The 16,252-nt window shown below is 40.8% G+C and carries 13 protein-coding genes and 1 pseudogene; 6 read left to right on the top strand and 8 right to left on the bottom strand.

Translation table 11 applies throughout. The features are described 5' to 3' along the window. The first annotated feature begins 332 nt into the window (after window positions 1-332). Both BSAG_RS25330 and BSAG_RS06355 read left to right on the top strand, forming a co-directional pair. Window positions 333-473: a hypothetical protein gene (locus BSAG_RS25330; RefSeq protein WP_004300101.1), complete on the top strand. Its 141-nt coding sequence runs from the start codon at window positions 333-335 to the stop codon at window positions 471-473. A gap of 79 nt (window positions 474-552) precedes the next feature. Beyond that, entirely contained in the window at window positions 553-1,698 is a 1,146-nt protein-coding gene (locus BSAG_RS06355) for an iron-containing alcohol dehydrogenase (protein WP_004315717.1), read from the top strand. A 231-nt stretch (window positions 1,699-1,929) separates the two neighbouring features. On the opposite strand, the gene BSAG_RS06360 is transcribed toward BSAG_RS06355, so the two are convergent. Continuing rightward, window positions 1,930-3,555: a PAS domain-containing sensor histidine kinase gene (locus tag BSAG_RS06360; protein ID WP_004315718.1), complete on the bottom strand. Its 1,626-nt coding sequence runs from the start codon at window positions 3,553-3,555 to the stop codon at window positions 1,930-1,932. A 339-nt stretch (window positions 3,556-3,894) separates the two neighbouring features. On the opposite strand from BSAG_RS06360, the gene BSAG_RS06365 reads away from it, so the two are divergent. From BSAG_RS06365 to BSAG_RS26200, 3 genes are all read left to right on the top strand, one after another. Next, the gene (locus BSAG_RS06365; protein ID WP_004315719.1) at window positions 3,895-5,754 is read left to right on the top strand and encodes an SLC13 family permease; all 1,860 of its coding nucleotides are present in this window, start codon (window positions 3,895-3,897) and stop codon (window positions 5,752-5,754) included. A 347-nt stretch (window positions 5,755-6,101) separates the two neighbouring features. Then, window positions 6,102-6,602, top strand: coding sequence for a hypothetical protein (locus BSAG_RS26205; RefSeq protein ID WP_004315720.1), 501 nt, complete (start codon window positions 6,102-6,104; stop codon window positions 6,600-6,602). Window positions 6,603-6,633: 31 nt separating this feature from the next. After that, entirely contained in the window at window positions 6,634-6,975 is a 342-nt protein-coding gene (locus BSAG_RS26200; RefSeq protein ID WP_232286458.1) for an LruC domain-containing protein, read from the top strand. Window positions 6,976-7,759: 784 nt separating this feature from the next. Here the strand turns inward: BSAG_RS26200 and BSAG_RS06370 are convergent. Both BSAG_RS06370 and BSAG_RS25735 read right to left on the bottom strand, forming a co-directional pair. Further along, window positions 7,760-8,407 carry a GNAT family N-acetyltransferase gene (locus BSAG_RS06370; protein WP_004315722.1) on the bottom strand — a complete coding sequence of 216 codons (648 nt, stop codon included), beginning with the start codon at window positions 8,405-8,407 and terminating at the stop codon, window positions 7,760-7,762. Between the two features lie 169 nt (window positions 8,408-8,576). Then, window positions 8,577-8,799, bottom strand: a pseudogene (locus BSAG_RS25735) (Ppx/GppA family phosphatase); the annotation flags it as partial. A 193-nt stretch (window positions 8,800-8,992) separates the two neighbouring features. Here BSAG_RS25735 and BSAG_RS06375 point away from each other — a divergent pair. Next, window positions 8,993-9,571, top strand: coding sequence for an HdeD family acid-resistance protein (locus tag BSAG_RS06375; RefSeq protein ID WP_004315724.1), 579 nt, complete (start codon window positions 8,993-8,995; stop codon window positions 9,569-9,571). 163 nt (window positions 9,572-9,734) lie between these two features. On the opposite strand, the gene BSAG_RS06380 is transcribed toward BSAG_RS06375, so the two are convergent. From BSAG_RS06380 to BSAG_RS06400, 5 genes are all read right to left on the bottom strand, one after another. Continuing rightward, entirely contained in the window at window positions 9,735-11,924 is a 2,190-nt protein-coding gene (locus tag BSAG_RS06380) for a glutamine synthetase III (protein ID WP_004315725.1), read from the bottom strand. Window positions 11,925-12,100: 176 nt separating this feature from the next. Further along, window positions 12,101-13,540, bottom strand: a complete 1,440-nt coding sequence (locus BSAG_RS06385; protein ID WP_004315726.1) for an ammonium transporter — start codon at window positions 13,538-13,540, stop codon at window positions 12,101-12,103. 16 nt (window positions 13,541-13,556) lie between these two features. Continuing rightward, window positions 13,557-13,913, bottom strand: a complete 357-nt coding sequence (locus BSAG_RS06390) for a P-II family nitrogen regulator (protein WP_004303701.1) — start codon at window positions 13,911-13,913, stop codon at window positions 13,557-13,559. A 148-nt stretch (window positions 13,914-14,061) separates the two neighbouring features. Then, a complete protein-coding gene (locus BSAG_RS06395) occupies window positions 14,062-14,823 on the bottom strand; it encodes a hypothetical protein (RefSeq protein WP_004315727.1) in 762 nt (253 codons plus the stop codon). Between the two features lie 186 nt (window positions 14,824-15,009). After that, entirely contained in the window at window positions 15,010-16,242 is a 1,233-nt protein-coding gene (locus BSAG_RS06400; protein ID WP_004315728.1) for an LL-diaminopimelate aminotransferase, read from the bottom strand. Window positions 16,243-16,252 lie beyond the last annotated feature (10 nt).

The following is a 16,252-nucleotide window of genomic DNA, read 5'->3' as shown; positions in this document are numbered from 1 at the left end:
GAATCTGTTTTGAAACGGGGGTAAATAAAAAGAGCCCTGTCGCAGGTTGCGACAGGGCTCTTTCAAATTTGTTATATCTTTAATGAGGTATATACATACGAGCACTGCTCCCTTACGACTGTCGGAGTTGTAACGGGCGCCACCACCAATATGTATTTACTAACATTGTTCTCATTGTCTTTTGTAATTTTATGGGGGCAAATATAGACACTTTGTTTGAAACAGCAAACAAAATATGACTTTTTTTCTCTTTTGCCTTCATTTTTCTGATATAGAACAATTTTCAACCTGAACTGTTCTTATAAATATTGAATATTTAAACAAAAACAATTATGAAACAGAGAAAAGTTTTAGTAGGTATCGCTATTGCCATTTTCATTATATTATTATTGTATTGGTTATTGGTAGCAGAGGATATGAAACCCTGGTTGTCGGCTATGGTTCCTTCCGTGGCACAACAATTCTTTGCTTGATTCTGACAGGCTTCGGATAAATCATGTATCTTTGCAAGGATAGTGACTAATAACCAAAATAGTAACAATAGACTAAGATATGGAAAATTTTATTTTTCAAAATCCTGTGAAACTAATCATGGGAAAAGGGATGATTGCCCGGCTGGCTAAAGAAATACCGTCCGACAAACGTATTATGATTACTTTTGGCGGCGGAAGCGTGAAGAAAAACGGAGTGTACGATCAGGTAAAGGAAGCATTGAAGGACCATTTTACGGTAGAATTTTGGGGAATCGAACCCAATCCTGCCATCGAAACTCTCCGTAAAGCGATTGCTTTGGGAAAAGAAGAGAAAGTGGACTATTTGCTGGCTGTTGGCGGCGGTTCTGTTATTGACGGTACGAAATTGATTTCCGCAGGAATCCTGTATGATGGTGATGCCTGGGATTTAGTACTTGCCGGACGCCCGGTAACTCATACTGTACCTCTTTCCACTGTATTGACTTTGCCTGCTACCGGTTCGGAAATGAATAACGGAGCAGTTATTTCCCGTCGTGAAACGAAAGAGAAATATCCTTTTTATGCCAACTATCCAATCTTCTCTATTCTTGATCCGGAAGTAACTTTTACCTTGCCACCTCATCAGGTAGCTTGTGGATTGGCTGATACCTATGCTCATGTGATGGAGCAATATATGACTACTCCCAGACAGAGTCGCGTTATGGACCGTTGGGCAGAAGGTATTCTGCAAACTCTGGTGGAGATTGCTCCGAAAATTCGTGAAAACCAGCATGATTATCAACTGATGGCTGATTTTATGCTTTCGGCTACAATGGCATTGAATGGATTTATTGCTATGGGAGTGTCTCAAGACTGGGCTACTCACATGATCGGGCATGAAATTACTGCTTTGCACGGATTGACACATGGCCATACGTTAGCCATTGTTCTTCCTGCCACGTTGCAAGTGCTTCATGAAGAAAAAGGGGATAAACTTTTGCAGTATGGTGAAAGAGTTTGGGGAATTACTTCCGGTACAAGAGAAGAGCGGATTGATGAAGCAATTTGCCGTACCGAAGAATTTTTCCGTTCACTGGGACTGACTACACGTTTGCATGAAGAGAACATCGGACAGGAAACTATTCTGGAAATCGAACGCCGCTTCAATGAACGTGGTGCTAAATATGGTGAGAATGGAAATGTAACAGGTGCTGTTGCTCGTAGAATATTAGAGACTGCACTTTAAGCACACTCTTACATGAAGTTTATAGAATAAGAAGGTTTCCGAAAAATCCTTCTTGCTAAATAAAATGTGTACCCTAAAAGTTGGATATAAAACTTTTGGGGTACATTTCATTAGTAGTGGTAATAATGTAAAGTAGCGGGGCAGTATTATCATCTTACAGGGTATACTTCATAATCAGTAACAGCAAAAAGAGTGATTTTATAAATCCAAGGCTTTTCGGTATTCTGTTTACTATTTCTCAATATTCTCTGTTCTTGGAATTTTGAACCAGAAACAAGAACCTTCTCCTTCTTTAGATTCCGCTCCGATAACTCCTCCCAGCCGCTCTACTATGACACGGCAGATGGCTAATCCGAGACCTGTTCCTTTAATAAACGAATTCAGTTTGACGAAACGTTCGAACACCTTGTCTATTTTGTCAGCAGGAATTCCGATACCTGTATCTTTTACATAAAAGTATATTTCATCACTTGCTTCTTCAATCCGGTATCCCATTTCGATAGAACCCTTGGAAGTGAACTTTAAGGCATTGTTTGTAAAGTTGATGATAACCTGTGATAAGCGTATGCGGTCTGTATTAATAATACATTGATTTGCTCTCTCTGTGAATACGATTTGTACGTCCGGTGAAGAGTTTTTTTCTTGCATTTGTCTGCAAATACCTTCCATCAGTTCATTAATGTCAGTTTGCGCAAATGTGAATTCCATAGTACCGGCTTCGATTTTGGAAAGATCCAGAATATCGTCTATCAGTTGCAATAATAAGATGTTGTTGCTGGAGATTATTTTCACGAACTCCTGTTTCTCTTCTTCCTCCTCTGTCTGGCAAACCATTTCGGAAAATCCTACAATTGCGTTTAGTGGGGTTCGTATTTCATGGCTCATATTAGCGAGAAAGGCAGATTTTAGTCGATTGGATTCTTCGGCTTTTTCCTTTGCCTCTTGCAACATTCTATTCATTTTTAGTTTTTCTGTGATGTTTTCAAAACGAAGTAATCCGCCAATAATTTCAGTTTCTTTTTCGTCGCCAAAAACGGGAGTTGCGGTCACTTCAAAATCTACATCGTCTACTCTGATTGTATGTCGGATTATTTTGCCTTGTTCGATTGCTTTCTTGAAAGCACATTGCCCACATGGTTCATTACGAAGTGCACTGGTCTGATAGCAAATTTTTCCCGGTATGTATCGTCTTCCTTTTACCAGGCTGGCGATTTGTCTTGTTTCTTCCCATTGCACCCGGTAATTTTTATCAATATAGATAAGCCCGAAGTCAATACTTTTTAGAGCTAGTTTCTGCTTCTTCAATGCTTTTTCCAGTTCTTCTTTGGCTGCAACCAATTCTCTTTCATAATTCTTGAGTTGGGTGATATCCCATCGGGTTGCCAGCAGCCATCTTTTTTCCCCTTCCCATGAAATAATTGATTTTACAGCAATCGTATCATGGGTGATTCCATCGGGAGTGATATATTTTTCTTCTTTGCGGTATACTTTGCCTTCTTGTACGAGTTCTTTGTCGATATTCCGGTATTTTTCTCCTCTTTCTTCTCCGTATATTTCGTAGTCAGTATGTCCGATAGCCTCTTCACTACTGATACCGGATTGAACGGCTGATTCTTTATTCCAGTAATAGTATCGGAAATCATTTGCAATGTCTTTTACGAAGATCGGAAAAGGAAGGTTGTCGAGAATATCAAAAGAAAAACGATAGGAATGATTGGTCTTTTTAATCGTTTTGTGTAATTTGTGGATTCTATATAATAAAATGCTGATGATAAGGAGTAAAATAATTACTAGTAAATAATTATAACCCCAAGGTACTTCACCAATCCAGAAAATTAACAAAATATTGTTTGCCATAAAATGTTTGATATAAATAGGGTGTAAAGATATGAATTGTTCTTTAACTATCAAAAAGATAATACATAAATCTATTATTTTTCAATGTTACATTGTGAGGATGTAATAAAATATAATGTGTAGAATGTGGGTGTATGGTATCTTATAATTCCTATATAGTATGATATTTAGAGTGATGTTGAATCTTTTTTTTAGAGGTAAAATGTATTAAAATATTAAATGATGTCTCATGAACTAAAATCATTTCTAATTTGTTTTAATAGCGCTGGAGTATTTTCTATTTTTGTTCATCTAAATTAGTTTTGATAGAGTCAAAATAAAACAATCATTTAATTACGTATGCTGATAACCATTATTATTCTCGTTCTTTCGGCTGTCTTTTTCGTGAACGGCAAGGTTCGTTCGGATATTGTGGCGCTATGTGCGCTGATAGCCTTACTTGTTTTTCAGATATTAACTCCTGACGAGGCACTCTCCGGTTTTTCCAATTCGGTAGTCATTATGATGATCGGATTGTTTGTTGTAGGAGGGGCTATTTTCCAGACGGGACTGGCAAAAATGATTAGTTCCCGAATTCTTAAACTTGCGGGAACCAGTGAGATCCGGTTGTTTTTATTGGTGATGTTGGTGACTTCTGTCATTGGCGCGTTTGTTAGTAACACAGGTACGGTGGCATTGATGCTTCCTATTGTTGTTAGTCTGGCGATGAGTGCCGGCATGAATCCCAGCAGGCTGTTGATGCCGTTGGCTTTTGCAAGTAGTATGGGAGGTATGATGACTCTGATTGGTACTCCGCCGAACCTTGTGATACAGAATACGTTGACTTCCGCCGGACTTGAGCCGCTTTCTTTCTTCTCTTTCCTGCCTGTCGGCATTGTCTGTGTAATTGTCGGTACACTGGTTCTGATGCCGCTTAGTAAATGGTTTCTTTCTAAAAAAGGACAGAAAGATGATAATAAACGTTCGGGCAAGTCATTGAAACAGTTGGTTAATGAATATGGACTTTCCAGTAATTTGTTTCGTTTACAGGTGATAAAAGATTCACGGCTTTTGGGGAAGACAATAATCGATCTGGATATTCGTCGTAAATATGGTTTGAATATTATGGAAGTTCGTCGTGGTGATGCATCGCAACATCGTTTTCTGAAAACGATTACTCAAAAGTTTGCTGCACCGGACACGATGTTAGAAGTAGAGGATATTTTGTATGTGACTGGGGACTTTGATAAGGTGCAACTCTTTGCGGAAGATTACCTGCTGGAGATCTTGGGCGACCATGCAACGGAAGAAACAAAAAGTACGACTAATTCGCTTGATTTTTATGATATCGGTATTGCTGAAATAGTATTGATGCCATCTTCTAATTTGATAAACCAGACAATTAAAGAAGCTGGTTTCCGTGATAAGTTTAATGTGAACGTATTAGGGGTTCGTCGTAAAAAGGAATATTTATTGCAAGATTTGGGGAATGAGCGTATTCATAGTGGTGACGTGCTTTTGGTGCAAGGAACATGGAATAATATAGCCCGTCTTAGCAAGGAAGATGCTGATTGGGTTGTTTTGGGGCAACCTTTGGCGGAAGCGGCTAAAGTTACGTTAGATTATAAAGCTCCGGTAGCAGCTGCTATTATGGTGTTAATGGTGGCAATGATGGTTTTTGATTTCATTCCGGTAGCTCCGGTTACAGCCGTTATGATAGCGGGTATATTGATGGTGCTTACGGGATGTTTCCGCAATGTGGAAGCGGCTTATAAAACGATCAACTGGGAAAGTATTGTATTGATCGCTGCCATGCTTCCTATGTCTCTGGCATTGGAGAAAACGGGAGCTTCGGAATATATTTCCAATACATTGGTGAACGGTTTGGGATCATACGGACCGATTGCATTGATGGCAGGTATTTATTTTACGACTTCGTTGATGACGATGTTTATTAGTAATACGGCTACCGCTGTTTTGCTTGCTCCGATTGCTTTGCAAAGTGCCATACAGATTGGAGTCAGTCCGGTTCCTTTCCTGTTTGCCGTGACGGTAGGTGCAAGTATGTGTTTTGCTTCTCCGTTCTCTACGCCGCCTAATGCCTTGGTGATGCCTGCCGGACAATATACCTTTATGGATTATGTAAAAGTAGGATTGCCATTGCAGATTATTATGGGAATCGTGATGATTTTTGTATTGCCATTGATTTTCCCCTTTTAGTCTTTGATTTTTATCTTGTCAGTGGGGGAGATGAAAGAAATAGAGATTTGTAGCGCTGAATCTTTGTCTTTTTATGAAGAGTTGCATATTTCCATGCAACTCTTTTTTTGCTGTATACTATTGAATAAATAGTATTAAAATTTTAATATTCAACGATATAACTAACTGTCTTCTAATATAAATAATTAGAGTGAGGCGCTTTAAAAGATGTTAACTGCAAATCGGAAAATGCAATGTAATTTGTATAATGTTTATAAATACAATTATCTTTGTGCGTCATTGCTGGTTATTGATTAGTAGTGATTTATGTTTTTCGCAAATAAAACAAACTAAAGCATTAAAAGATTATGAAACAGAACATTGCAAAAGTATTCACTTTCTCGTTGTTGGCGTCTTCCATCAGTTTTATCAGTTGTGTTGATAATGAGAAAAACCTGTTTGATGCAGATCAACTGAAGCAAATTTACGAAGAAACTTTTCCTGTAAAAAACATCGATCTTGATGGTGATTGGACAGTGTCACGAAGTGTGATAGCGTGTGTGTCAGTTAATGGAGATCAGGGAGTAGATTATAAGATACAAATATTTGATGCCGATCCATTAAGTCCGGGAAGTACAGCAAAACTCTTAGCGGAAGGAACTGTCAATCAAAGTACGACTTTGAATGTGGTGATGGATTGTGCAACAGCGCTTGATAAGGTGTTTGTTGCACGCATAGATGAGCACAAACGTTATCTGGTTCAACCGGCAGCGATTGAAAACGGCACAGTGACAGCGCATTTAGGAGACGCACATTATATATGGATATACAGGAGCACAACGTCTCATGTTGAATACAGGGAATGCTAGTACCCCTCTGACCGATATATACATTCTTGAAGTGAACGTCAAACTTAAGAATACAATATCTGTCCCTAGTGTGACAGATGGCTTAGACTTCTTCATTGCTTATCAGGGGATAGGTCAAAAGAGAACGGAAATCCATTTGACTCATTTTAATTCGGCTACGGCGAATGGCCAATTAGCAGATAATGAAGTGCTCGAAGTAATCAAGGCAGTTAATAATACTTGGGCTCTTTGTGTTCCTGATAAATTTGCTTATCCAACAGAAACAACAGTGATAACGAATGCATATTCTAAATTTGCAGATTGGGCACACGATCAGAGCTCAACCACAGATTGGTATAAGACTGTTAGTAGTGACAAGGTGATTCAGTACTAAACTTTTCGTCATCTCTACACTTTTTACATAAAGTTTTAGAATCCCTGATTATACTGACGATTGTTTGTGTAATCAGGGATTTTGCTATCTCACATGTTTTGTTATTTTTCTCTGTTAGCAAGCAAAAAACTTTAAAATGCTGAAAATTTTGCTTGTTTTGTACAAAAGCACCGTGTTTTTCACTGAAAAGCATCGTTATATTTGTGAAAAACATAAGGATAAAGTAAGCAAAAGATGCGGATAATGTCACCAAAAGCTATGGATAGAGTAAGCAAACCATTGGGATAGTGTCGCTATGTCGTAAATATTGTTAGTATTTTCTACTTTCCTTCCATTGGCTTTTCTATTTCGGTCTTTGATAATGATAAATAGAAAAGAATAAAAGGGAACTTTATTGGTATAGATAATATCTCTTTGGTGGTAAAAAACTTGATGACGTATCAAAAAGTGTATATATCGTGCCTGATTATAGAATAACGATTTAAGCAAATTCCTCTACAGTGGCAGAAACTCTTTATTCCAATAAAAGGGAGGAAAGAAACGATTCCTGGTAGATTAAGAATTACAAAGTGTCAATGGTGACTTTTTGTAAACTATAGTTTCTATAAGATAGGTTTCATCAATTGTTAAGGCATTTTTTCTCTCTGTCCCAATTATATATTTTAATGCTTTGTAACTATGAAGAGACAAAGAATAGTAGCTATGTTAAATAATAGTTGCTTGATGGCATAGCACGATAGAACTTCCGTAATGTATAAATCAAGCGATTTAAGTTTATTCAACCTTAAATCGCTTTTCTCCGCATCACTACTATCTGATCGAATCGCTTTTGTGACGGAGTGCCAACTATAATTTCCTTTGGAGGGAATCGCTTATCGAACTCATTAGCCGCTGATTTATCAATCTGATATATTTCATCTTCTATATAGCGTCCTTTAGCGTTGGCTAAAGCATCATCATACAGTTCACAAACATGAAGAGCTGTGGCATACATATTATCTTCGGTGCGAATCCCTAATGTTTCAGCAGGAATGAATCCTTGCCGGAGGTAATAATCCGGATCACCGCAAAGTAAAATGGCACGAAATCCCATATCGAAAGCTCGTTCTTTGGTCAGCGCAATCATTTTTCCTCCAATACCTTTCTGTTGATATTCGGGAAGAACAGAAATGGGCCCCAGACTCAATACTTCATATTGGTTACCGTCATCCGCCATGATAAATGATTTAAGGCAGACCACATTGCCGACAATCTTGCCATTAAGTTCTGCAACAATATCGAGTTCCGGTACAAATTTGGGATGGTTACGCATGATATGGAGCAGATAATGTTCGTCACATCCCGGAGAAAAATGATTCCAAAAGGCTTCCCGTGTGACATTTTCGGTTTCATTATAATCCGAAGGTTGTTCAATTCTAAGTTTTATATCCATCTTATCAAATATATAGTTACACAAATATAGAGAACAAAATTTGAATATTTACCTCTTTAAGGACGAATCTGTACATTATAGCAAGATGAGACAAAAACTCCCGATACAAAGTTTGAATATACACTAGTATCAGGAGCTTTTTGTATTGATGCATCAAGATTGTAGAGAATTAAACCTTGTTCATATTTTGCGTGTACAGACTATTGATGATACCGTCGAACAGTCTGATGGTAGGTACAATAATTCCGGTGGCTTTTATATGAGTAGCTATCTCGAGAAATATTTCAGCAGCAGGTACAATAACATCGGTCCGGTCCGGTTTCAACTTATATTGCTTGATACACTGTTCGGTAGAGAGCTTTCAATGTTTCATATATATCTTGCAGTGATTTTTTTATTTCACTTTGTTTCATACTGAAAGAGAACCGTCTAAATTTTTTGCAAAAATATCAATGTGGGATGTAATCGTCATAACGATATTATTACGAACTTATTACAATGTTTATTTGTTATTTTTATATATCAGTAGAAACACTTATATTCGCAAAAGTATTGGAACAGACTCGGTTAAAAAATATAGAATTTATGAAGACAATGAATTATTCTCTTATTCGTATTCTCTTTGCACTTGTGATAGGATTGGTACTCGTGATTTGGCCAAATGCGGCTGCCAGCTATATTGTCATTACAGTTGGTGTTGCCTTTTTAATTCCCGGTGTTATCAGCCTTTTTGGCTATTTCGGCCGGAAAAGACAGGAAGGTGAGGCGGCTCCCCGTTTCCCGATAGAAGGAATCGGCAGTTTATTATTTGGACTTTGGCTGATTGTGATGCCTGAATTCTTTGCAGATGTTCTGATGTTTCTATTGGGATTTATCCTGATAATGGGAGGAGTGCAACAGATTGCTTCTTTATCGATGGCACGTCGGTGGATGCCTGTTCCGGGAGCGTTTTACCTGGTTCCTTCATTGATTCTTATTGCAGGTATCATCGCTTTGTTTAATCCGACAGGAGCACGTAATACTGCATTTATAATTATTGGTGTGAGTAGTTTGGTTTATTCGCTTACCGAATTAATCAACTGGTTCAAGTTTACCCGTCGTCGTCCGAAGACTCCGGTGGTACATGACGATGATGATATTGAGGATGCAAAGATAATCGAATAAAAAAGAAGAGGACTGCTTCACAGCACCCCTCCCCGCAAACTTAAAACAACCAACAAAAGAAATAGATAATTTCATAACGGTGAACTGTGAGTGGTAAACGGTAAATGCGTTGCAATACAACTTGTTCGCCGTTCACCGTTTATCGTTCACCGTTCTTTTTTTTCTATCTCACAAATAACAGTTCCCTGTATTTCGGAAGCGTCCACATCTGGTTGTCAACAATGAGTTCCAACTTATCGATGTGGTAGCGGATTTCTTCCAGTGCCGGAACGATCGTGTCGTGGTAGGCAATGGCTTTTTCCCGTTCGCTTTCTATCTTGTTCGCAACCTTACGAGCTTCAATCATTGCATCTACATGCTCCTTGATGAAGGCTGTGCGGTCGGCAATCTCTTCAATAAGTTCCAGGTTTTTAGCAGACAATTTCGCTGCCTTTTCTGCCGGGAAAAGAGATTGCATCTTATAGACATTATTAATTAAATCCGTTTGATATTGAGTGGCCACCGGAATGATATGGTTCATAGCCAAGTCACCCAATACACGCGCCTCGATCTGAATCTTCTTCGTATACGTTTCCCATTTCACTTCGTTGCGGGCTTCCAGTTCTTTCTTTGTCATTACACCGGTAGCTTCGAACATGGCAATGGTTTCCGGCTTCAGGTAGTTATCGAAGATAACAGGAACACTGGTTTCGCAATCCAGTCCACGGCGGGCTGCTTCTTTCTTCCATTCGTCGCTGTAACCATTGCCGTCAAAATGAATCGCTTTACATTCCTTGATATATCCACGGATAATTTCGAGAATGGCAGACACTTTAGGTTCTCCTTTTTCAATTAAAGCATCCACATCTTTCTTAAACTTCACCAATTGGTCTGCTACGGCAGAGTTCAATGCGATCATGGCAGACGCACAGTTTGCCTCGGAACCTACGGCACGGAACTCAAAACGGTTTCCGGTGAAAGCAAAAGGAGAGGTACGGTTACGGTCAGTATTGTCAATCAGCAATTCGGGAATCTGCGGAATATCCAACTTCATTCCCTGTTTGCCGCTAAGACTAATCAAATCATCTTTCGTACTGTTTTCAATGTGATCCAATACCTGCGACAATTGCTTCCCGAGGAAAGAGGAGATGATGGCAGGAGGTGCTTCATTAGCTCCCAGACGGTGGGCGTTGGTAGCGCTGGAGATAGAAGCTTTCAACAATCCGTTATGATGATAAACTGCCATCAATGTGTTTACGACGAAGGTAACAAAACGCAGGTTATCTTCCGGAGTCTTACCCGGTGCCATTAATAAAATGCCCGTGTCAGTTCCCAACGACCAGTTGTTGTGTTTACCCGATCCGTTGACGCCCTTAAAAGGTTTTTCATGAAGCAGTACGCGGAAACCATGACGGCGACTTACCTTACGCATCAATGACATAATCAGTAAGTTATGGTCATTAGCAAGGTTACACTCTTCAAAGATAGGGGCTAACTCGAACTGGTTCGGGGCAACTTCGTTGTGACGAGTCTTAACAGGAATACCCAACTTTAACGCTTCAATTTCGAGGTCCTTCATGAAAGCGGCTACGCGGGTGGGGATAGCACCGAAGTAGTGGTCCTCCAACTGCTGGTTTTTGGCACTGTCATGTCCCATCAAAGTACGACCGGTCATTAGCAAGTCCGGGCGTGCGGCATACAATCCTTCGTCTACGAGGAAGTATTCCTGTTCCCAGCCCAAATAAGCAACTACTTTTTTCACTTCCGGGTTGAAGTAACGACATACGTCTACAGCAGCTTTATCTACAGCCCGCAATGCTTTCAGCAAGGGAGCTTTATAGTCGAGAGCTTCGCCAGTGTATGCAATAAACACAGTTGGGATGCAAAGCGTATCATCTACAATGAAAGCAGGTGATGAGGGGTCCCATGCACTGTATCCGCGGGCTTCGAATGTGTTACGGATACCGCCATTCGGGAAAGAAGAAGCATCCGGTTCCTGCTGTACAAGCAGTTTACCTGTGAATTCTTCCATCATACCGCCTTTGCCATCATGTTCAACGAAAGCGTCATGTTTTTCAGCTGTGCCTTCGGTCAGTGGTGCGAACCAGTGCGTATAATGAGTAACACCCATTTCGATGGCCCATTTCTTCATGCCGGCAGCTACCTCGTCGGCAATACTGCGATCTAGCGGAGCACCGTTGTCAATGGCGTCAATCAGTGCATTGTATACCTTGCTGGGAAGGTATTTGAACATCTTCTCCTTGTTGAATACATACTTGGCGAAATACTCCGAAGGACGTTCGGCAGGTGTTGCTACCTCAACAGCTTTCTTTTTGAAAGCTGTCTCTACTACTCTGAATCTAAGTTTTGACATAATACCTGATTTGATTTGTTGTTAAATATGTTAGAGTAAATAATTACTTTGTTATGTGGTTCCCGGAAAGGCGATCAAACCTGCCCGGAAGTTTTTTCTGTGATTAGCGGGGTAGTGATTAGTAGTAAGTTGTGCGTAGCTGTCTTTCACTAATCACTCAACCGTTCATCACTAAATTAGTTGTAAGCCGATTCTCCGTGTTCGTAAATATCAAGACCTTCTTCTTCGATACGTGCCGGAACGCGAAGTCCGTGAATCTTATCAAGCGTTTTGAAAATGATGAATCCCATGCCTGCTGCCCATGCACCTACTACCAATGCTCCAAATATTTGTGCACCGAGGAATCCGAAACCGTAGCCATAGAATAAACCTTCACTGGTGGAGAACAAACCTGTAAGAATAGTTCCTAAAAAGCCACAAACACCATGTACAGAAGATGCACCTACCGGATCGTCTATCTTTAACACCTTGTCAATGAAGTCAACGGAGAATATCATTACAACACCACATATTGCACCTATTAAGGCTGCTCCTGCGGGGGATACTGCGTCACATCCTGCTGTGATGCCTACCAGCCCTGCCAAGATACCATTCAGTGTCAATGACAGAGAAGGTTTTCCATATTTCATCCAGCTCACCAACAGAGCGAAGAAACCACCGGCACAAGCTGACAGATTCGTTGTCAGGAATACGTGGGAGATGGCGATAGCATCGGCTTCGGTTGCTGCTGCCAATTGAGAACCGGGGTTGAACCCGAACCATCCGAACCACAGAATGAATACGCCTAGTGCTGCAATAGTCAGGCTATGGCCTGGGATAGCTTTTGATTTGCCGTCTTTACCATATTTACCGATACGGGGACCAAGAATGGCAGCACCTACCAAAGCAATCCATCCACCTACAGAGTGAACGACCGTAGAACCGGCAAAGTCATGGAAGGTGGTTCCGAAGAGACTCATCATGAAAGAACCTTCTTCACCGTTCATCAACCAGCCCCCGCCCCATGTCCAATGACCGGATATCGGATAAATCAGTACACTGATAAAGATGGTGTAGACGATATACATGGAGAATTTTGTACGTTCTGCCATGGCTCCTGATACAATTGTAGCTGCTGTCGCACAAAATACGGTTTGGAATATGAGGAATCCTTCGGTTGGCAAACCATTATCAATGAAAGAAAGGTCGAAGAAGTGGGGCATTCCGATGAATCCGCCTGCGCCGAACATCAATCCGAAACCGATAAACCAGTATAGTAAAGAGCCGAACATGAAGTCTACAAAGTTCTTCATCAGAATGTTGGCAGTATTTTTCACTCTGGTAAAACCTGCTTCTACTAATGCAAATCCCGGCTGCATGAAGAATACGAGCATTGCTGCAAGCAACATCCATACAGTATTCAATCCAAGAGCTAATTCACCAAGCGTATCGGGAGCTGCTGATGCTTCTTCGGCAGGAGCGGTAACGACTTCGGTAATTGTTTCTGTAACTGCTGCAACTGTATCGGCAGCGGCCGTGTTTTGTGCCGACATATCAGTAGTAAAACAGCACAAAATGAATATAGTAGTGGCTATCCACAGCTTTACGAAGCTATGGCTTTTATATTTTGTATCCATAATAGTATAATCTTATTTAACGTTCTTGTTCTGCATTGTAGAGGGCTATGTCACCACGTTCGGCAGTGCGTATGCGGATAGCGTCTTCGATAGGAATGACGAAAATACGTCCGTCACCGATTTCTCCGGTCTGTGCAGCTTTGATGATAGCCTGCACTGTTTTCTCGGTATTCTTGTCGCGCACGACAATAGAGATCAAAATTCTTTCAATGGTGCTGGTGTCATATACTACGCCACGGTAGATACGTCCTTGCCGTGCTTTTCCAATACCTCTTACATCGTAATAAGAGAACCATTCGATGTCCGCTTCGAGTAGGGCGTCTTTTACGTCCTCGAATTTGGTTTTACGGATAATAGCTTCAATCTTTTTCATATACCTTAAATATTAGTGTGTCCTGTAAAAGAAAGAGGTATAGGGTAGCGGCAGCCATAGCAGGTTACCATACAACAAACCGATAAAATCTAAACTCTAACTACCTTTTCTAATCCCTATACGCTCTTTGTATTGTAAATTCTCTCTCTTAAAAACTTAGTCCGAAAGCAAAGTAGGCTCCTTCAGTGCGTGGGTTCACTGTTACTTTGGCAAATGTCGGTACGGAGAAGGAATCTGTGATTTTAATCTCCTTGGATGCTCCGAGACTGATGTCTGTTACGCAGAATCCACTGGTATAGCCATTATAAAAAGTTGTTTCCCAGGGAACCATACCTAAATCTACTGTCCAGTCGAGACCTCCCAATTTGAAAGGTGCGCTAAGTGCGAGGTAAGAAGAATAAGCTCTTTTGCCGTTTTCTTTCACACCGTCGGCACCTGCAAAGTTTGTGTACCAGTTGACGGCTAGCGGACCGAAATCATATCCCACTTGTGCTTCAAATACATGTGCTGTAGAATAGGCCCCATATTGGAAATACTTATTGGTTGTATAAATCTCCTTTCCGTATTCGTCTACATCCCCTGTATATGTTTTATCAAACCAATAATCCGTTATTGAAACACTAAATCCACCAATTGAATAACCGAGAGTTAAATCAAACTCTTTTGCATCTTTGGATTCAATTCCTACTGATCCCCATGCTTCGAGTGATAAACCTTTGTAAGAGATTCCCAGTGAAGGCTGGACGCTAACTCCGCCTAAATTCTGACCGCGCCAGATGTAACCACTTACCAAATCTGCTCCAACGGAAGCTTCTACCTTATCTTGTGCCATCATTGTAGACGGGACAAGTCCTGACAGTAATAATGCTACTGTTATTACCCCCAATTTGTTGTTAATCGTCGTTTTCATCGTCTTTTTACCTTTAAAAGTTAGAAAAATGTGGATGTACGGTCCATTTGTTATATAGTAGCGCGCAAAATACTATCGTTTTTTATAGATAACTGATTATGGATAACTGATCCTGCAGGAATGATGATGTCCGTTTAATGGGGGCATGTTGAACTTTCTATTTCCCGCTATCCATTATTCATTCAATCAGAGCCAGTTTTTTATTCTTCTCATCGCTTCGATACAGTCGTTGCGTTCGCCGAACGCAGTTAAACGGATATACCCTTCACCGCTTGGCCCGAAACCTACACCGGGAGTACCGACCACATTGGCTTCATACAACATCTGTTCGAAGAATCGCCATGAAGAAAGTCCGTTCGGAGTTTTCACCCACAAGTAGGGAGCGTTGACGCCGCCGTATACTTTCAGTCCTGTGGCTTCCAATCCTTCCTTCATGATTTTTGCGTTGGTCATATAATAGTCGATTGTTTTCTTAATCTGTGCCTTGCCTTCTGCACTGTAAACGGCTTCTGCTGCCCGTTGGGTAATATAAGAAGTGCCGTTAAACTTAGTACACTGGCGACGGTTCCACAATCTGTTGAGTGGTATGCGATCGCCTTCCAGAGTGGCGGCAGTGAGCTCTTTCGGAACCACGGTATATCCGCAGCGTACTCCTGTAAATCCTGCCGTTTTTGAAAAACTACGGAATTCAATCGCGCACTTTTTAGCTCCTTTAATCTCATAGATAGAGTGGGGGACATTCTCGTCCTGGATATATGCCTCGTAAGCGGCATCGAACAGAATCAGTGTATCGTTTGCCAAGGCATAATCCACCCACTTTTTCAGTTCCGGTTTGGTTAAGGTGGTCCCTGTCGGGTTGTTCGGATAACAGAGATAAACGATGTCTATCCGTTTGTCCGGAATTTCCGGGATAAAGTTGTTCTCACTTGTGCAAGGCATATAAGTAACGTTGCTCCATTTACCCGTTTCTTCTTCCAATACTCCGGCGCGTCCGCACATAACGTTACTGTCTATGTAAACCGGATAAATGGGATCTGTAACACCTACGCTATTGTCGTGGCGAAGAATATCACCTATATTTCCGGTATCGCTTTTAGCCCCGTCACTGACAAAAATCTCGGATGCCGAGAAATGAATCCCGCGTGGAGCGAAATCGTTCTTTATGATTGCTTCAATCAGAAAATCATATCCCTGTTCAGGACCATATCCGCGGAATGTATCTTTGCCGGCCAGTTCTTCTACCGCTTTATGCATTGCTTCTATACAGGCTGGAGGAAGTGGCTGCGTAACGTCGCCGATACCTAGCCGGATGATGTCCTGTTTGGGATGTGTTATCCTGAAAGTATTTACCTTTTTCGCTATATCCGAGAATAAATAACTTCCCGGTAATTTTAAAAAATGCTCGTTTACTAATGCCATATTGTTATTG

It is taken from the genome of Bacteroides sp. D1, assembly GCF_000157095.2.
Classification (GTDB): Bacteria; Bacteroidota; Bacteroidia; order Bacteroidales; family Bacteroidaceae; genus Bacteroides; species Bacteroides xylanisolvens.
Note: the sequence above shows the minus strand (reverse complement) of the source record. Positions and strands in the feature narration are given on the sequence as shown.